Genomic DNA, 19,970 nt, shown 5'->3' on the forward strand with positions numbered 1-19,970 from the left:
TATGATAGTAGACACACTAAATAACGCATCAAAATACACGAGTTTACATCCATTGTTTACAAAAGCTTTTGAGTTTTTAAAAACAAATGATATCAATTCGTTGGAAGATGGAACAATTGAAATTACTGATGGTTTAAAAGTAATCGTTAGCAATAAAAAAGGCAAAACAAAAGAAGAAAGTTTAGCCAAATTTGAATGCCACAATCAAAATATTGACATTCAATTTTGTGCAAAAGGAATAGAAACCATCGCTTGGAAACCAAGAGAAAAATGTGTGACACCAAACGGAGAATACAACACTGAAAAAGATGTTTTATTTTTTAATGACAAACCGGATATGTTTTTTCAATTAACGGATAATCAATTTGTTATTTTCTATCCGGATGATGTTCATGCTCCAATGATTGGTGATGATGAAATCAAAAAATTAGTATTTAAAGTAAAAATTTAAGAGATGAATAATAGTCAAAAAGTTTCTGAAGCTATTGTAAAGCAAGGTATTTTACCCTTGTATTTCAATGCAGATGAAATCGTAACCATAGAAGTACTAAGAGCCATTTATCGAGCAGGAATCAAAGCGGTAGAATATACCAACCGTGGTGAAGCTGCTTTGAAAAACTTCGCCAAAATGGTTGAAGTTCGAAATGCTGAAATGCCCGATTTGTTGCTTGGAATAGGAACTATCAAAAATTTAGAGCAAGCCAAAGCATTTGAAAGCGTTGGAGCAGATTTTTACATCAGTCCCGGCTTTGTTCCCGAAGTAGCTCAGTATTTAATAGCAAAAGATTTATTTTACAGTCCGGGTTGTATGACGCCAACTGAAATTATTGCCGCTGAAAATGCCGGAGTAAAATTCATCAAACTTTTCCCCGGAAATATGCTTGGTCCTGATTTTTTAAGTGGTATCAAAGATATATTCCCAAAATTACTATTCATGCCAACAGGAGGTGTTGATACAACCAAAGAAAATATTTCAGGTTGGTACAAAGCAGGTGTTTCTGCTGTTGGAATGGGAAGTAAGCTAATCAGCAAGCAATTAATGGCTGATCAAGATTATGCTACAATTGAAGCTGAAACCAAAAAAGTATTGGAAGTAATTCAATCTATAAAATAGAATTTTTTTAACACCCTGTTGCGTGTAATCATCAACGAAATTTGACCGAAAGCACGCAACAGGAAAAAAAACAATTTTAAAAATGACGACATTAAAAAAAATATCACATTTAACGGGTTTTTCCATTTCAACGATTTCAAAAGCGTTGAACGATAAACATGATATTAATGTCGATACCAAACGAATTATACAAGAATTTGCTCTAAAAACGGATTACAGGCCCAATAAAAATGCGTTGGCTTTACGAAGCAGTAAGTCCAGTATCATAGCGATTATTGTTCCTAGAATTAATAACGCACTTTATAGTGAAATGCTTTATGATATTCAAAAATGTGCTTCCAAAAAAGGGTACAGAATAATGTTGTTTCAATCTTTTGAAGAAGTGGCAACAATCAAACATTATTTAGAAGATATTAATGATGGTAGTGTTGATGCCGCAATTGTACTAACTATCAATAAAAACATTGAAAACGAAATTAGTTTGTCAAAAAGAAGAAATTTACCAACGGTATTTATTCAAATTAATCATGAACAATCTAATTTTAACATCAAAGAAAGTTGTGCGGAATTATTTGAAAATTTACTCAAACAAATCAATTAAGAAATGCGACAAATTATCAAAATAGAAATGGGCCGAATCACAAATAAAAGGCATTCATTGACGGTTAAACAACTAAATAAGTAAAGATGAAATTAAAATCAACTATACTACTTTCATTTTTAATGCTGTTGACTTTCAATCAATGTGCAGAAATTAGTCAAACAAAAACATTGAAATTGGCTCATGGTTTGGATGTTTCGCATTCTGTCCATTTAGCAATGGTAAAAATGGGTGAAGACTTAGCCGCAATTTCAGGAAATAAGATAAAATTAGAAATATATCCCAATCAGCAATTAGGAACGGAAAGAGAATGCATCGAATTATTGCAAATTGGAAGTTTGGATATGACCAAGGTTTCTGTTGGAGTTTTAGAAAATTTTGCACCAAAGATGAAAGTGTTTGGACTTCCTTTTCTTTTTAGAGACAGACAACATTCTTTTTCGGTTTTAGATGGTCCGGTTGGAAAAGAATTATTAGACGAGGGACTAGAGTATTGGATAAAAGGATTAGGATATTACGACGCAGGAAGTAGAAGTTTCTATACAAAAACCCGACCAATTGATTCACCTTCTGATTTAAAAGGCATGAAAATCAGAGTAATGGAAAGCCCAACGGCTTATGAAATGATAAAAAGTTTTGGTGGTTCACCAACGCCCATTTCTTGGGGAGAATTATATACTTCGTTACAACAAGGTGTAGTGGATGGAGCTGAAAACAATCCGCCAAGTTTTTATTTATCAAGACATTATGAAGTTTGTAAATTCTATTCTATTGACGAGCATACTGTTTTGCCGGATGTTTTAATCATTGGTACAAACACTTGGAATCGTTTTACAAAAGAGGAACAAGCTTGGATACAACAAGCAGTTGATAACTCGGTTGTTCACCAACGAAAACTATGGAAAATAGCCGAACAAGAAGCTTTGGATGAAGTAATTAAAGCCGGAGTACAAGTTTCTTATCCTGATAAAACAAAATTTAGAGCTACGGTAAATGGTATTTATGAACGAGTGAAACAAGATAAAAAAATGGCTCGACTAGTAATGAAAATTCAAGAAACGAAATAGTATGAAATTTAGAAGTAAAGTAGATAAAGTACTGGAAGTTGCCCTAATTACAATTTTAAGTATTATGGTTCTGAATGTGCTATGGCAAGTTACTACTCGTTTTATTATGGGTAACCCCAGTTCGTTTACAGATGAATTGGCTCGCTATTTAATGATATGGTTAGGCGTCTTAGGAGCTGCTTATGTTTCAGGTAAAAATATGCATGTGGCAATTGATATTTTACCACAACAATTTTCTTTAGAAACCCAAAAGAAATTCAAATTTGTAGTGTTTTCAATGGTGATATTATTTGCTTTTTTTGCCTTTTTTATTGGCGGACTCCGATTGGTATATATTACTTACACTTTAAATCAATATTCCCCCGGAATGCAAATGCCTTTAGCCGCTATTTATTTTGTTATACCACTTAGCGGATTGTTGATTGTATATTATAAAATTTCAGATATTTTAAATCTTAAATAATGGATTATTTACCAATTTTTGTTTTAGTATTTAGCTTTGTGTTTTTTCTAAGCATAGGAACTCCCGTTGCTTGGAGTATTTCAATAGCATCGCTATTAACCATGCTGGTTAGTATTCCATTATTGCCATCGGTTACCACAGTTTCACAACGAATGGGAACGGGTTTGGATAGTTTTGCACTACTCGCCATTCCGTTTTTTATATTATCCGGACAATTAATGAACAAAGGCGGCATTGCTCATCGACTGATTGCTTTTGCTAAAACATTAGTGGGAGCTTTACCCGGCGGTTTAGCATTAATAAATGTCATTGGAGCCATGCTAATGGGAGCCATTGCAGGTTCTGCAATGGCATCAGCCTCTGCGATGGGAAGTATTCTTGGTCCTGAAATGGAAAAGGAAGGCTATTCGAAAGAATTTGGTGCAGCGGTAAATATAACTTCTTCAACATTAGGTCTTGTAATTCCTCCGAGTAATGTGTTGATTGTTTATTCTTTAGCTAGCGGTGGTGTTTCCATTGCGGCATTATTTTTAGCAGGTTACATTCCGGGAATTTTGACCGGTTTGTTCTTGATGGTATTGGCTTATTTCTGGGCAAAAAAGAAAAAATATAAATTGGGAGAAAAAAGCAGTCTTAAAAATGTGGTAAAAACATTTTTTGCCGCTTTACCGAGTTTATTGTTATTGATTATTGTTATTGGCGGTATCGTTGCCGGCGTTTTTACGGCAACGGAAGCTTCAGCTGTAGCGGTACTTTATACGCTAATTTTAGGTTTTGTATACAAAGAAATTCGCACTCGTGATTTACCGAAAATTCTTTTAGAATCTTCAATGACAACTGCGGTTGTCATGCTGTTGATTGGTGCTTCAATGAGTATGTCATGGGTAATGTCGTATGAAAACATTCCACAAGATATAACTACCAGTTTATTGTCTATTAGTGACAACAAAATAATCATTCTTCTGATAATCAACCTTTTATTGTTGTTTGTTGGAATTTTTATGGACATGACTCCGGCAGTATTAATTTTTACACCTATTTTTTTACCGGTAGTCACCAAATTAGGAATTGATCCGGTGCATTTCGGAATTATCATGGTGCTTAATTTGAGTATCGGTTTGTGTACGCCTCCTGTTGGGTCCGTATTGTTTGTTGGAGTAGGGGTTGCCAAAACTACTATCCAAAAAGTCATAAAACCATTGATACCCTTATTTTTAGTAATGATTTTTGCATTGCTTTTAGTCACCTATATACCTGCACTTTCAATGTGGTTGCCACAATTGTTTAACTTATAATACCCTTACTTATGTTTGAATCAAATGCTGTAAAGAAACAATTAAATAGAGACACTACTCAAAACACGAATAAACTCCCAATCAAAGTTTTACAATTTGGTGAAGGTAACTTTTTGAGGGCCTTTGTTGATTATGCTTTTCAAGTTTTAAATAAAGAATTGAATTACAATGCCGGAATAGCGGTAGTGCAACCTCTAGATAATGGATTGGTGCCAATACTTAATCAGCAAGACGGATTGTATACTTTATTTTTGAATGGTGTAAAAAAAGGTGAAAAAATTCAAGAAATTGAATTGATTACCAATATTGTTAAAGGAGTGAATACCTATACTCATTTTGACGATTATGTAGCTTTAGCAAGAATTGAATCGTTGGAGTTTGTAATCTCGAACACCACAGAAGCCGGAATTGAATATGTGGATACTGACACCATTTTAATGCGACCACCCAATTCTTTCCCTGCAAAATTGACGGTTTTATTATACGAACGTTACAGCTATTTTAAAGGTGATACCTCAAAAGGATTGACCATTATTCCATGTGAATTAATCAATTACAATGCCGATACGTTAAAAGAAATTTTATTGAAACTTGCCGATTTATGGCAATTGGAAGAAGGTTATAAAAATTGGCTAACATCAAGTTGCTCTTTTCATAATACGTTAGTGGACCGAATTGTTCCGGGGTATCCAAGAAATGAAATTGAAGAATACAATAGCAAATTGGACTATCAAGATAATTTGATGGTTACAGCCGAACCCTTTTTCTTGTGGGTTATTGAAGGCGATGAAAAACTGAAAGCGAAATTACCGTTCCACAAAACCAATTTAGATGTAAAAATTGTTGCGGACATGCAACCGTATCGTACAAGAAAAGTGCGTATTTTAAACGGAGCTCACACGGCACTAGTCCCTTTTTCAATTTTATTTGGAAATGAAACCGTGAAAGAAACTTTAGACAATCCTTTTACCGAAGATTTTGTAACCAAAGTAATTTTTGACGAAATCAACCCAACACTTCCAATGGAAAAAGAGGAGTTAGATATCTTTGCTGAGGAAATTTTAGATCGTTTCAGAAATCCGTTTATCAAACATCAATTGTCCGATATTGCTTTAAATTCAGTTTCAAAATTTAAAGTGAGAGTCCTGCCAAGTTTGTTAGAATATGTGGAATTGAATAAAAAATTACCGGTTCATTTGACATTTTCACTGGCTTGTTTAATTCGATTTTATAAAAAAGAATGGCAAGAGAGAATACTGCCAATTAATGACACAAAAGATATTGTATTGTATTTTGAAACTATTTGGAAATCAAATGATTTAAATAACGTAGTTAAACAAACACTTTCGAATTTAGATTTTTGGGAACAAGATTTAAATAACGTTTCCGGTTTATCGGAAGCACTAGTTTTTGCTTTAAATGAAATAGAAAATAACGGTATTGAAATTGGATTTACAAATTTTAAAAATCACTATCGTTCTTAATTAAACGACCATGCAAAAGAAATTAATAAAAGTACACCCTTCAGATAATATAATCGTTGCTTTAGTCGACATTGAGCAAGGCGAAACCATTGCATTTGAAGAAAAAGAAATAATTACAGCCACCGCTGTAAAAGCAAAACATAAAATTGCAGAAGTTGATTTTGCCATTGGTGACAGCATTTATATGTATGGTGTTTTAATTGGAAAAGCGAGCCAACCCATTCAAAAAGGGGAAGTAATCACAACTTCTAACGTAAAACATCAAAGCGGAAAAGTTTCTCACAAAACAGAAACAACTTCTTGGAATCCACCAAATGTTGACAAATGGAAAGACCGAACTTTTATGGGGTACCACAGAAGTGACGGACAAGTGGGAACTGCCAATGTTTGGTTGTTCTTCCCTTTGGTTTTTTGTGAAAATAAAAATATCGAACGTTTAAAAGAAGTTTTCGAAGAATTAGTTCCAAAAAAAACGGATGCTTATAAACAGCTTTTACGTTCATTAATTTCTAATAATCCGGAAACTTCCCTAGAAAACGAACGTGTTGAAAAACCAACCTTTGACAACATTGAAGTAAAATTCATCACACATCAAGGCGGTTGTGGGGGAATCCGACAAGATTCTGAAAGTTTAGCCCGACTTCTTGCCGGATATGTCAACAACCCTAATGTAGCCGGTGCAACTGTTTTGAGTTTAGGTTGTCAAAATTTGCAAATTGAATTGTTTCAAAAAACCTTAAAAGCAATCAATCCAAATTTGAATAAAGAAGTGATAATCTACGAACAACAACAAATGGGAACCGTAGATCACATGCTTCAAACTATAATTAAAGATTCTTATGAAGCAATAAAACGAGCCAATCAAATTGAACGCAAACCCGCACCATTATCTAAACTTTGTGTTGGATTGGAATGCGGCGGATCGGATGGCTTTTCTGGAATTTCTGCTAATCCAGCGTTGGGACATGTGTCCGATGTTTTAGCGGCTTTGGGCGGAAAAAGTATTTTGGCCGAGTTTCCGGAATTGTGTGGCGTGGAACAAGAGTTAATGAACCGCTGTGTCACCGAAGAAAAAGCCAACAAGTTTTTATCATTGATGAAAGCGTATGAAAAATCAGTAGTAGATGCCGGTTCCGGTTTTGACATGAATCCGTCACCAGGAAATATAAAAGACGGCTTGATTACCGATGCGATGAAATCGGCTGGTGCAGCAAAAAAAGGAGGTACATCTCCTGTGGTTGATGTTTTGGATTACGGAGAATATGTTACCGAATCAGGATTAAATTTATTAAATACGCCCGGTAATGATGTGGAAAGTACCACAGCGATGGTAGGGTCTGGAGCAACCATTGTTTTGTTTACAACAGGCTTGGGAACTCCAACAGGAAATCCAATTACTCCGGTTATTAAAGTAGCTTCTAATTCAATATTAGCTCAACGAATGAGTGATATTATTGACATTGATACCGGTGCTGTAATTGATGGCTCAAAAACAATCGAAGAAGTAGGAGAAACTATTTTAGACTATATAATAGAAGTGGCTAGCGGACGAATTATTTCTAAAGCAAGCCAATTAAACCAAGATGATTTTATTCCTTGGAAACGAGGAGTTTCATTATAATTTTTTTTGTTGATAATTAATTGTTGAAAATCCGTTTAGATGCATTTCTAAGCGGATTTTTTATTATTTTGAAGTAATTTTCCGTGTTGATTTTCTAAGAATTAATTCCGGTTCTAAAACTACTTTCTTTTCAATTTTTACATTTTCAGAATTGGCTACTTGTTCCAAAAATACTTTTGCAGTCATTCGTCCCATCTCTAACGGAAACTGATCAATAGTGCTGATCGACAACTCCATGAACATCGTAAAAGGCTCATTACTAAATCCAATCACTGAAAAATCAGTAGGTATTTTTATATTTTTTGCTTTTAATTCCTGAATAGCACCCAAAGCTGCAAAATCACTCGATGAAAAAATAGCATCGGGTGGAGGTGTTGATTTCATTAATTTTCTAACGGCCTTTCTACCATCTTCAATCGTACTTTTGGTTTGAACAACATATTCTTTGTTAAAATCTATTTTATTGTCTAGCAAAGCTTGTTTATAACCTAAAAAACGATCTTTAAAAATTTCAATATTAGTATCTCCAGAAAGGTAGGCTATGCGTTTACAGCCTGTTTCAATAAGATGTTTCGTAGCTTTATAACCACCATCAAAGTCATTGATTGTAACAGAACTCACGTTTTTCATGGTTTTTTTTCTGTCAAAAAAGACCAGAGGAACTTCCTTTTTTATAATTCTATCAAATGTTGCCGTATGATTACTCGACGTTGAAATCAAAATACCATCAACTTGTGAGTTTAAAAGGGCTTCAATATTAGCTACTTCTTTTGCTTCAATTCCATCTGTTTGACAAATAATTACGTGATAGCCGTTTTTGTTCAATTCTTCCTCGATGCCATGAATTACAGAACCAAAAAAATTACTGTCTATTCTAGGCACCACAACTCCTACATTGTTACTTTTACCACTTTTTAAAGCTAAAGCCAGTCGGTTTTGTTCATAATTCATTTTCTCAGCAGTTGAAACAACTAATTCTCGGGTTGCATCACTGATGTTTGGATTGTTATTTAAGGCTCTTGAAACTGTAGCTGCCGTTATATTTAACTTTTTAGCTATGTCATAAATGGTTGTTTTTTTCTTCATAAAGCAAAAACCTAAGGAATATTCTGTTATAAATTCTATATAGTATGTCGCAAATGTAACAATTCCATTTAATTTTTTGTTTTTTTTATAATAAAAGGACTAGTAAATAAAGGGTTGTGTTATCAATATGCCATTTTTTAAGTACTTTTTTTTAATTTTATAAAAAAAAACTTGGTTATTATTATAGTATTATTTATTTTTGGTAATCGATTACATTAATTAAAATCATCAGAATGAATTTTACAAACAAAAGAAAACCTTTTATCCTACTATTTTCAGCATGTATTTTACTGACACTTCTTTTTTCATGTAATGCGAATAAAACAATAAATACTTCTAAAGAAGTAGATCCTTGGCTTCAATTAGAACAAATTTTAAAAACCATAAAAGAACCAACATTTAAAAATGCAGACTATTCCATTTTAGCGTATGGAGCTGTAGCTGATGGAAAAACCAATTGTACAGAAGCATTTAAAAAAGCAATTAAAGCTTGTACAGAAAATGGAGGAGGCAGAGTAATCGTACCGGTTGGAAAATTTTTTACAGGACCTATTCATTTAGACAATAATGTAAACCTTCATCTGGAAGAGGGTGCAGAAATACTTTTCAGCACCAATCCAAATGATTTTTATCCGTTAGTGCACACTTCCTTTGAAGGAATGGAATTAATGAATTATTCGCCTCTAATCTATGCAAAAAACAAAAAAAATATTGCTATTACAGGAAAAGGAATTTTAAATGGTCAAGCTGATAAAACAAATTGGTGGCCTTGGAAAGGTAAAACTTCTGAAGATTATGGTTATGTGCAAGGACAACCCTCTCAATTAGACAGTTTAAATCTTCCGGCATTGATGAAAATGGCTAATGACAATGTTCCGGTTGAAAAACGTGTTTTTGGAAACGGACATTATTTACGGTCTAATTTTATTGAGCCTTTTGAATGCCAAAACGTACTTATTAAAGATGTGAAAATTATCAATGCTCCTTTTTGGATTATTCATCCAATAAAGTGTAACAATGTGATAGTTGATGGTGTAAATATTGACAGTCACGGACCAAACAATGATGGTTGTGATCCTGAATATTCAAAAAATGTACTGATTCAGAATTGTACTTTTAATACCGGTGATGATTGTATTGCCATAAAAGCCGGAAGAGATAACGAAGGTAGACGAGTAGGCATTATGAGTGAAAATATTGTGGTTAGAAACTGCAAAATGATTGATGGTCATGGCGGTGTTGTGATAGGAAGTGAAATGTCTGCAGGTGTGAAAAATGTGTTTGTAGAAAATTGTTTTATGGATAGCCCGCAACTTGATAGGGCAATTCGCTTGAAAACAAATACCAAAAGAGGCGGAGTTGTAGATGGCTTGTATGTTAGAAATATTCAAGTTGGAAAGGTAAAAGAAGCCGTTCTACATATCACTATGAATTATTCGGTTTATGCCGGTCAAAGAGATGGTGATTTTATACCAAAAATAAAAAACATCGTATTAGAAAACATCACTGTTAAAGATGGTGGTAAGTATGCCATTTTTGCCGATGGTATTGAAAGTTCTCCAATAGAAAACATCACTTTTAAAAATGTAAAAATTGAAAATGTAAAGAAGAACTTCATGCTAAAACATGTCACAAATTTAAAATTAATAGATACCTATATTAACAATCAAAAAATTGAACAAGCAGACTAAAGAACAAACTAACCCAATTAAAAATTAATCAAACAAATCATGAAAGTAAAATTAGTACTTACGAATAGCATAAGAATTGCTTCGCTACTATTCGTGTTTTCAATCTTTTTTTCGGCAGCTTCAGTAGTTGCCCAAAATGTGGTTGAAATTTCCGGAACCGTAGTTGATTCCGGTGACAAAATATCAATTCCGGGAGTTAACATTATTGAAAAAGGAACATCAAATGGAGTCTCAACAGATTTTGATGGAGCTTTTTCATTTAAAGTAAAATCAGCCAATTCAATAATTGTTGTGAGTTATATTGGTTATAAAACACAAGAAATAGAATTGAAAGGGCGAACAAAATTAACCATAGAATTGGTTGAGGATCAACAAGCTCTGGAGGAAGTAGTTTTAGTTGGATACGGTTCGGTAAGAAAAAAAGATTTAACAGGAGCTGTTTCTGTACTTTCCGGTCAAGATATTGAAAGACAACCGATAGCAAATGTGGGTGAAGCTCTAACAGGTCGTTTAGCGGGAGTTCAAGTGACCTCTTCAGAAGGTTCGCCTGATTCTGACATTAACATTAGAATTAGAGGAGGAGGTTCTTTAACACAAGATGCTTCACCTTTACTAATTGTTGATGGTTTTCCGGTGAATAGTATAAATGAAATTGCACCTTCAGATATTGAGAATGTTACTGTATTAAAAGATGCATCATCTACCGCTATTTATGGTGCCAGAGGTGCTTATGGTGTAATTTTAATTACAACAAAAAGTGGTAAATCAGGTGAAAAAGTGAGTGTAACTTATAATATGTTTACCGGATTTAAAAGAATTGCAAATACAATAGATGTTCTTAAACCGGCTGATTTTGCAAAGTGGCAATATGAATATGCTTTACTTGAAGATGACTTACCTTCATATGAAGACTTTTTTGGAAGTTATAGTGAAATTGGTCAATATGATAACGCACCAAATACGAATTGGCAAAAAGAAATATATGGTCGCAACGGTGCTGTTGAAAGTCACAACATTGGAATTAGAGGCGGTTCAGAAAAACTAAACTACAACTTTAACTTTGTAAGATTTACAGACCAGACCATTATGGTGGGTTCTAATTTTAGAAGAGATAATATTTCCATGAACTTGAAAAATAAAGTTAATGAAAAAATTGAACTTAATTTCACATTTCGTTACTCTAATTCAGTAATTAAAGGTGGAGGGGCCAACGAACAACGTGAATTTTCATCATCTGCAGATGCTCGTTTAAGACATAGTATTGGTTATTCTCCAATTCCAATTCCGGGTCTGACTGATGATGATACTGATGAGGCCGTTGCCGGATATCTAGTAAATCCATTCTTAGCAGTAGCCGATAATGATCGTTTACAAGAAAGAAGAAATTATAACATGCTGGGTGGTATTACATACAAAATCACTAAAGAACTACAATTTAGATCCGATGTTGGTTTAGATTACTTCAAAAACGATGACTACCGTTTTTATGGACGCTCAACATTTTATGTACGAAACATTCCTGCGGCGGAAAACCAAGGTTTACCTTCTTTATTGATGAGTAATCGTAATGATAATCGATTTAGAAATGCAAATACGCTTAATTATGATTTTAAAAAAATATTGAGTCCTGACCATAAATTAAAATTATTATTGGGTCAAGAAACGATTATATATAAATCAAATAATTTACAAACTGTTATCCACGGTTACCCTGACTTCTTTACTTTTAATAATGCAATAAACTTAACTACTTTAGGTACACCACAATCAGTTAATAATTTCAACAATCCTGAAGATAATTTAATGTCCTTTTTTGGACGTGTTAATTATGATTTAAAAGATAAGTACTTATTTACTGCAACATTCAGAGCGGATGGTTCAAGTAAATTTCTTGGAGACAACAAATGGGGCTATTTCCCTTCAGCGGCTGTTGCATGGAAAATCAATGAAGAAAATTTTTTAAAAGATGTTTCATGGTTGGATGCACTTAAAATAAGATTTAGTTACGGGCAAGCAGGAAATAACAATATTCCTACCGGTCAAACCATACAAAATTTCCTTTCTACAAATTCTACTTGGATAAGTGGTGTAGATAATTTTTGGGCACCTTCAAATGTATTGGCTAACCCCGATTTAAAATGGGAAACTATGATTTCTCAAAATTTAGGTTTAGATTTTGAATTATACGACCGTCGTATTAGTGGTTCTTTTGAATTGTATAAAAATATCACTAAAGATTTATTAATCAATTTCCTAATACCGGGTTCAGGTTATAATTCTCAGTTCAGAAATATGGGAGAAACTCAAAACATGGGTCTTGAAGCTTCTTTAAATCTTGATGCCATTAGAAAAGAAAATTACGGATTGAGTTTTGGATTCAACATTGGAATGAATAAAAACAGAATTAATTCAACCGGTACATTAGGTGATTTTGGAGTTCCAACCAACTGGGCTTCAACCGCCATTGGTAATGATTTTGCTGTACAAGTAGGTCAACCTATTGGTTTAATGTTGGGTTATAGAAATGATGGTCGTTATGAAGTATCCGATTTTGATTATAACGATGGTGTCTACACCTTAAAACCGGAAGTAGCTAATGCATCAACAATTGTTGGGCCTGTTAGACCGGGATCTATGAAATTAAAAGATCTTAATGGAGATGGCGTCGTTAATGGTGAAGATGTTACTGTTATTGGTAATGCCAACCCAACAAGTACCGGTGGTTTTACTATTAATGCAAATGCCTATAATTTTGATTTATCAGCGGCTTTCAACTGGAGCTATGGAAATGATATATACAATGCCGGTAAAATTGAACATAATACCGCAACAATTACATCTCCTGATGGACAATATAGAAATTTAACAACAACAATGGCAGATGGTAACAGATGGACAAATTTAGACCCTGTTAGTGGTCAATTAGTAACTGACCCTACGGCATTAGCAGCGTTAAACGCTACTACTTCTTTATGGTCTCCTTATATGCCAAGATATGTTATGACTGACTGGGCTGTTGAAGACGGATCATTTTTGAGGCTTAACACGCTTACATTGGGTTATTCATTACCGGAATCGATTATTTCAAAAACTAAAATATCCAGATTGAGAATATATGCAACTGCAAATAACGTATTCATATTAACCAATTATTCAGGATTAGATCCTGAAGTTTCAACCCGAAGAGCATCACCATTAACACCGGGTGTAGATTATTCACCTTATCCAAGAAATAGACAATTTGTACTAGGATTAAACGTAAACTTTTAAATAAAAAAATAGTATTATGAAAAATAAATTAATAACCTCAGGACTATTCTTCCTATTGCTTTTGGTTTCCTGTAATGATGATTTTTTAGAATCTCAAACGAAATCAACTTTAGATGAATCAGTGATTTTTTCAACACCGGGCTTAGCTGAAGGTGCTGTTAATGGAATAAAAATTCCTTTTGGTGAAACCAATTCATACAGAGGTAGATTTTTACCTTGGTATGGTTTAAATACCGATACAGAATGGTACAACTCAAATGAAACAACCTCAAATGACAATCCGGATTTGTGTGTGTATGACGCAAAACCAATCAACAGTCAAATGAACACAAATAATAATGCCTGGGCAATGATGTATTCAGGTATTGAACGTGCTAACATTTGTATTAGAGGTCTTCGTACCTATGGTAACCCTACTGCAAATGAAGAAATGGGTTATTTATTGGGTGAAGCTCTTACTTTAAGGGCGGTATATTATGCTGATTTATTAAAAGCTTGGGGAGATGTTCCCGCACGTTTTGAACCTGTAAATACTAATACTATTTATATTCCTAAATCGAATAGAGATATCATTTATAAACAATTGATTCAAGATTTAGAAGAGGCTGCTACTTTAGTAGCTTGGCCAAATGAAATTGCTAAAACAACTAGTGTTGAACGTGTAAACAAAGCATTTGTAAAAGGTTTACGTGCCCGATTAGCTTTAGCAGCAAGTGGATTTCAACAATATCCTGATGGAATTAGAAGAAGTAATGACCCTGATCTTTCAGTAGCTACTATGTATGCAATTGCACTTAACGAGTGTAGATCTGTTATTCAAAGTGGAACTGCCCATCTGGAGCCTTCTTTTGAAACTTTGTGGAGAAAATACAACCAAGATGTAACTACTGCAGGTGGTGAATCTTTATGGGAATTACCTTTTGCTGACGGTAGAGGAAGAATGTTGTTTACGTTTGCAGTAAGACATACTAATAACAATCAACATCATGCCAATGGTAGTAATAGAGGCGGACAAGCTGGGCCGCTACCTTATGTTTTTTATGATTATGATGAGGCAGACAGTAGAAGAGATGTCACTTGTGTTCCGTATAGATATGGTCCTGCAGTTAATGGCTTTGCAAAACAACAATTAGGTGCTTTCAACTTGTGGTATTTTGGTAAATACCGTTATGAGTGGATGTCGCGTTTTGTAACATCAACAAATGATGATGGTGTTAACAAAATGTACATGCGTTATGCTGAAATTTTAATGATGGCTGCTGAAGCAGCAAATGAATTAGAAGGTCCTGCATCTGCTGCTATATATTTAAAAGAAATTCGAATGAGAGCTTTCCCACCACAAGATCATCCAATAAAAGTGGATAATTATGTGAACGGATTAACTAGCAAAGCAGCAATGTTTAACGCGATTGTTGAAGAGCACAAATTTGAATTTACAGGAGAAATGGAACGTAAACAAGCATTAATTCGATGGAATTTATTAGCCTCTAATATTGATGCGGCAAAAGAAAAATTATTCCGTTTAAGAGACAGAACCGGAGAATATGCAGATGTTCCAACGGTATTATATTTTAAATATGCTGAAGACAATGAAACATTAATTATTCACGGATTAAATAGAGGTGAAGATACTAGTCCTGGTGCAGAGTATACCTCATTCACTTGGAGTGCAATCACAGATTCAAAAATTAATGCAATTTATAGATTGAATCCTGATACAAGACAATTTTGGCCAATTTGGCAAGTGTTTCTTGATGGAAGTAATGGGGCTTTAGTTAATGATTACGGCTATTAATTACATCTAAAATAATTAATAACTATAAACTTAAAACTCATCATTTTAGAAATCAAATTGATGAGTTTTTAGTTATAACATAGATGGTTCTTTGCATCAATTTATAGATCGAATCTATTCTTTTTAAAAATTTTAATTATGAAAAAACATACTAAGTATATCGCAATTGCATTTATACTATTTTCTTCCTTTATTTATGCCCAAGACAAAAAAATTACTTGGAAAAGTATAACTGAAATTAAAGACGAAAGTTGGTTTGAAACAGAAGAAGCAAAGAAAATTGCAGATAATGTTCTTTTATATCAAAGAGATAATGGGGGATGGCCTAAAAATGTTGAAATGCAAAATGAGCTTTCTGCCAAAGAAAAACAAAACCTTCTTACGTTAAAATCAGACCCAGCGGGTTGTACAATTGACAATGGAGCCACTTGTCAGGAATTACTATATTTATCAAAAGTCTATAAAAAATTTCCGGAAGAAAAGTATAAAACTGCTTTCTTGAAAGGTTTGTTATACCTGATTTCTGCACAGTATAAAAATGGCGGTTGGCCGCAGTTTTATCCTTTAAAGGATGGCTATTATACACATATTACTTATAACGATAATGCCATGGTGAATGTCTTGAATTTATTTAAAGAAATAAAAGATAAAACAGGTTATTATTCGATAGAGGTACCCAATGATATCACAAAACGAATTTCAGTTTCTTTTAATAATGGAATTCAATGCATTTTAAAAACACAGTACCAACAAAATGGTGTCCTTACAGCCTGGTGTGCCCAACATGACAGAGAAACTTTAGCACCTGCCAAAGCCAGAGATTATGAATTACCTTCTCTGAGTGGAAAAGAATCGGCAAAAATTGTGTTGCTTTTGATGTCAATTGAAAAACCTTCAAAAGAAGTGATAGAGGCAGTTGAAGCTGCCGTAGCTTGGTTTGACAAAACCAAAATTGAAGGGATCAAAATTGAAACGGTTCCAACAAGTAAAGGAAATCAAACCGATAGAGTAGTAGTTGAAAGTCCGGATGCAGAGCCTTTGTGGGCAAGATTCATGGAGTTAAAAGACAACAAACCTTTTTTCTGTGACAGAAACGGGAAGAAAAAATATACCATCGCAGAAATCAGTCACGAACGAAGAAATGGCTATGGTTGGTATACCAACGAACCTAAAGAAGTTTTGAAGCGATATAACCAATGGAAAAAATCTTTAGAATAAACAAACTATTCAAAAAAAAATCATGATAAAAAAAATACAATTTATAGTGCTTTTTTGTGTGTTTTACACAACGGCAACTTTTTCGCAATCCACAGATGTTTGGGATTTTGGTTCCACACAATTGGATAATACGCTACACAACAATCGGTTGAATGAAGCCATTATCAATTCTTGGTATGATGCTTCAATTACTCCTGGAAGTGTTGCTACTACTAACACCATGCCTGTCAGTTTTATTTCCGGGCCATTAACGTGGGTGGGTGCCGCTAGTGATCGGTTGCGTTCAACCAATACGGCTATTACCCGATATGATAATAATGTGGCAAGTGTGGCATCCCACAATGGTCGTGTATATTGTAATGGAAACGCCGGGCTTTCAAACGGTTCTCCTACGTCGCGGTATTTTATTTTAAACGTAAATGAAGATGACGAAGTAACGATCATCGCCAGAGGTGATACTGCCGGTTTGCTAAGTTTTGTATACCAATCAAATCCAACTTTACAAACCGATACTTTTCCAATTACTGCTACAGCGGGAAGTGTGACTGAAGTAAAATTTGTGGCAAAATATACCGGAAATTATCTTTTTTATGACACCACTTCAAAAGTAAGTTTCTATAGGATATATAGAAAAGATGCCGTTTATACTTCGGTTACCGGAGCTATAGATGTTTCTCAAGCTGCTGGAATTACCGATGGTTATTCGATTGTATTCACCAATGAAGCCGGAAAATCTTGGACGGCTCAAATTAATGCTGGTGTTTATAGTGTGAATGTACCTGTGGGTTATTCGTATACCATTAGCTTGCTTAACGCCAGCGGTTATATTATCAGTAGTGGTGATAGTTTTGATACAACTGGTGTTACTACGCCAACAGTAAATCATCCGATTGCTATTGCTGCAGTAAGTTTATATACGGTAACCGGAACTATTACCGGTTTAGGAACGTCCATTTCTAATCTGAATTTGAACTTTGTACCAAACCCTTCCAGTGGTTCTTTGTATGTTCCCTCTCCTATAGTTAATACTGCAAATGCTACTTATTCGGTTCAATTAGAACCAAATGTTCAATACACAATTAGTGGTAGTGGTGTTAATGATTATGAAATAGTGGAAAATACGTTGACTATTCCAGCTGAAAACACAACACATGCTATAGCTTTTTCCTCAAAACCGGTTCATTCGGTTACTATGAATATTTCGGGTTTAAATGCCACTCAAGCAAGTAATCTGCAATTGATTTTTACAAATTTAAATGAGAGTGGTTATGTGTATGAATTCAATAATGTAGCTTCAATTGCTTTGCGAAACGGAACGTATGGAGTTTCATTTAATGGCTTAGATAATCATCCGGTTGAATTAGGTTTGGTTTCTAACTTAGTAGTCAATAACAATCCCGTAACTAAATCATTGGAATTTCAACCCGTAACTGTTTGGTCTTTTAATGACAAAGTGATCAACTCAACCACGACAGCTTTTTATAAAGGGATGCAATTAAACGGACAAATAACCACGGTAGTGGCTTCCGGACATTTAACGGCTAAAACAGGAGCAACGCTTTTAGTGCCTATCAATCCCGGATTTAAAGTGGTTGTTTCTTATTATTACACGGCTAACTTTTCTATTGAAGGGGGAGCAACAATTACTACAGCTACAAACAGTACATCAATTGTTGAAAATGTTGAATATTCATATACCGGAAACACTCCGGGATTTGTAACCATCACAGTGGGAGGTCTCGCTTCATTAACCACCTATTTTACTGAAATAAAAGTGGTGCCAAATGTTGCTTATAGTCAGAGTATTACAGTGGGAACGGATAAAGACTATCAAACGATTAACGAAGCTTTATTAGCGGTATCCTACATGGTTAGATCAGCTACAGATCGAGTGACCATTCTGATTGACTCAGGAAATTATGAAGAAATGCTGGTGATTGACCAACCCAATATCACCTTAAAAAATGCAGCTACAACACCTAATACAAATCTGGTTAACGGTGGCGTGAATATTACCGAAGGTGCCGTTAGAGTAACTTCGTATTACGGTCATGGCTACCATTATTATAGTATGGGAAGTAATCAAAAATGGAACCAAGACGTGCTGAATGTCAATATGGCTAATGGAAATTATTCGCATACTAATGCCGGTGCAGGAACAACAAATGGTTCCTATTGGAATGCTACTGTGGTGGTACGAGCAAATGGTTTTGAAGCAGAAGGAATTATTTTTGAAAATTCATTCAACCAATATATTTCTACAAAAGAGTCACAAGATGTTGTTGTGGCTTGGTCTTCAGGAAGTCCGGGTGTCAGACCAATTAATTACGGAAACACAAGTGTTCAAAATAAAACTTTTGTTGAAAGAGCGGCTGCTATTGCTATTGCAAACAATATTGACAAAGTCATTTTAAACAAGTGCAGAGTAGTGGGACGACAAGATTCCTTTTTTGGAGGTACAGGTTCCCGAGTGGTTGTTTACAAAGGGGATGTAATGGGTGCTGTTGACTTTATTTTTGGTGGAATGGACGCTGTTTTTTATAAAACCAATTTGGTGATGAATACCAGTGATCAATCTAGTGATTTGTCTTATATCACGGCTGCTCAACAATCATCAGGAAGAGGATTCTTACTATACGAATGTATGATTACTACCGCTCAACCTCTAATCGAAACCGCCTCTGTGTATCGTTCAAAACCGGGTTATTTTGGCAGACCTTGGCAAGCCAATACCAGTGAAGTTGTTTTTTACAACACTACTATTGAAACTTCAAATTATCCCGGGTTTATAGATCAATCCTTAATCATGCCGTTAGGTTGGTTGAGCACACTTGGTGGCACCTCAAGCGGTATGTATGAAATTGGTACTATTGAAAATTCAGGGGTAAACAACATTCCTTTTAGAGCAAGTTGGGCAACTACGTTAACAACGCCTGTGTTGAATGACGGAACAGCAATTACTACTTTTAATTTTACAAAAGGTAATGATAATTGGGACCCACTTCCTTCATTAATAAACAATGATACGTTGAGTAGCAATGATTTTAATCCGCAATCTTCTGTAAAAGTATTTTCAGCTAATAAAGATATTTATATAAACAATGTAAATGGAACCACAACGGTTACTGTTTATGCTTTAAGTGGTGCAAAAGTAAAATCATTTGTAACCAATGAAGATGTAAAATTCAACATGACTCCTGGTCTTTGGATAGTAAATGTTCAAGCTCAAGATGGTTCAAAATCAATTAAAGTAATAACAAACTAA

General features: G+C 34.4%; 14 protein-coding genes. 13 read left to right on the forward strand and 1 reads right to left on the reverse strand.

Annotated features, from left to right (window positions below):
• The first annotated feature begins 1 nt into the window (after position 1).
• The 8 genes from IEV15_RS06285 to IEV15_RS06320 all read left to right on the forward strand — a co-directional run bounded on the left by IEV15_RS06285 (position 2) and on the right by IEV15_RS06320 (position 7,645).
• On the forward strand, positions 2-451 hold the full coding sequence (locus IEV15_RS06285) for a NanQ anomerase/TabA/YiaL family protein (protein ID WP_188361668.1): 450 nt from the start codon (positions 2-4) through the stop codon (positions 449-451).
• Between the two features lie 3 nt (positions 452-454).
• Positions 455-1,114 (forward strand): beta/alpha barrel domain-containing protein, encoded by a 660-nt coding sequence (locus tag IEV15_RS06290; protein ID WP_188361669.1) that lies wholly within the window; start codon positions 455-457, stop codon positions 1,112-1,114.
• Positions 1,115-1,196: 82 nt separating this feature from the next.
• The gene (locus IEV15_RS06295) at positions 1,197-1,715 is read left to right on the forward strand and encodes a LacI family DNA-binding transcriptional regulator (protein WP_188361670.1); all 519 of its coding nucleotides are present in this window, start codon (positions 1,197-1,199) and stop codon (positions 1,713-1,715) included.
• 86 nt (positions 1,716-1,801) lie between these two features.
• On the forward strand, positions 1,802-2,782 hold the full coding sequence (locus tag IEV15_RS06300; protein WP_188361671.1) for a TRAP transporter substrate-binding protein: 981 nt from the start codon (positions 1,802-1,804) through the stop codon (positions 2,780-2,782).
• A gap of 1 nt (position 2,783) precedes the next feature.
• Positions 2,784-3,245 carry a TRAP transporter small permease gene (locus tag IEV15_RS06305; RefSeq protein WP_188361672.1) on the forward strand — a complete coding sequence of 154 codons (462 nt, stop codon included), beginning with the start codon at positions 2,784-2,786 and terminating at the stop codon, positions 3,243-3,245.
• The gene (locus tag IEV15_RS06310) at positions 3,245-4,540 is read left to right on the forward strand and encodes a TRAP transporter large permease (RefSeq protein ID WP_188361673.1); all 1,296 of its coding nucleotides are present in this window, start codon (positions 3,245-3,247) and stop codon (positions 4,538-4,540) included. Before IEV15_RS06305 ends, IEV15_RS06310 begins: the two co-directional genes overlap by 1 nt.
• Positions 4,541-4,551: 11 nt before the next feature.
• On the forward strand, positions 4,552-6,024 hold the full coding sequence (locus IEV15_RS06315; protein ID WP_188361674.1) for a tagaturonate reductase: 1,473 nt from the start codon (positions 4,552-4,554) through the stop codon (positions 6,022-6,024).
• Positions 6,025-6,034: 10 nt separating this feature from the next.
• Positions 6,035-7,645 carry a UxaA family hydrolase gene (locus IEV15_RS06320; protein WP_188361675.1) on the forward strand — a complete coding sequence of 537 codons (1,611 nt, stop codon included), beginning with the start codon at positions 6,035-6,037 and terminating at the stop codon, positions 7,643-7,645.
• A 63-nt stretch (positions 7,646-7,708) separates the two neighbouring features.
• Here the strand turns inward: IEV15_RS06320 and IEV15_RS06325 are convergent, their stop codons facing one another.
• The gene (locus IEV15_RS06325) at positions 7,709-8,731 is read right to left on the reverse strand and encodes a LacI family DNA-binding transcriptional regulator (RefSeq protein ID WP_188361676.1); all 1,023 of its coding nucleotides are present in this window, start codon (positions 8,729-8,731) and stop codon (positions 7,709-7,711) included.
• A gap of 233 nt (positions 8,732-8,964) precedes the next feature.
• Here IEV15_RS06325 and IEV15_RS06330 point away from each other — a divergent pair, with 233 nt between their 5' ends.
• From IEV15_RS06330 to IEV15_RS06350, 5 genes are all read left to right on the forward strand, one after another.
• On the forward strand, positions 8,965-10,422 hold the full coding sequence (locus IEV15_RS06330; RefSeq protein WP_188361677.1) for a glycoside hydrolase family 28 protein: 1,458 nt from the start codon (positions 8,965-8,967) through the stop codon (positions 10,420-10,422).
• A 39-nt stretch (positions 10,423-10,461) separates the two neighbouring features.
• Positions 10,462-13,692, forward strand: a complete 3,231-nt coding sequence (locus tag IEV15_RS06335) for a SusC/RagA family TonB-linked outer membrane protein (protein ID WP_188361678.1) — start codon at positions 10,462-10,464, stop codon at positions 13,690-13,692.
• A gap of 16 nt (positions 13,693-13,708) precedes the next feature.
• Positions 13,709-15,487, forward strand: a complete 1,779-nt coding sequence (locus tag IEV15_RS06340) for a RagB/SusD family nutrient uptake outer membrane protein (protein WP_188361679.1) — start codon at positions 13,709-13,711, stop codon at positions 15,485-15,487.
• A 138-nt stretch (positions 15,488-15,625) separates the two neighbouring features.
• Positions 15,626-16,705 carry a pectate lyase gene (gene pelA, locus IEV15_RS06345; protein WP_188361680.1) on the forward strand — a complete coding sequence of 360 codons (1,080 nt, stop codon included), beginning with the start codon at positions 15,626-15,628 and terminating at the stop codon, positions 16,703-16,705.
• 22 nt (positions 16,706-16,727) lie between these two features.
• Positions 16,728-19,970: a pectinesterase family protein gene (locus IEV15_RS06350; RefSeq protein WP_188361681.1), complete on the forward strand. Its 3,243-nt coding sequence runs from the start codon at positions 16,728-16,730 to the stop codon at positions 19,968-19,970.

The organism is Flavobacterium orientale, from assembly GCF_014638005.1.
Classification (GTDB): domain Bacteria; phylum Bacteroidota; class Bacteroidia; order Flavobacteriales; family Flavobacteriaceae; genus Flavobacterium; species Flavobacterium orientale.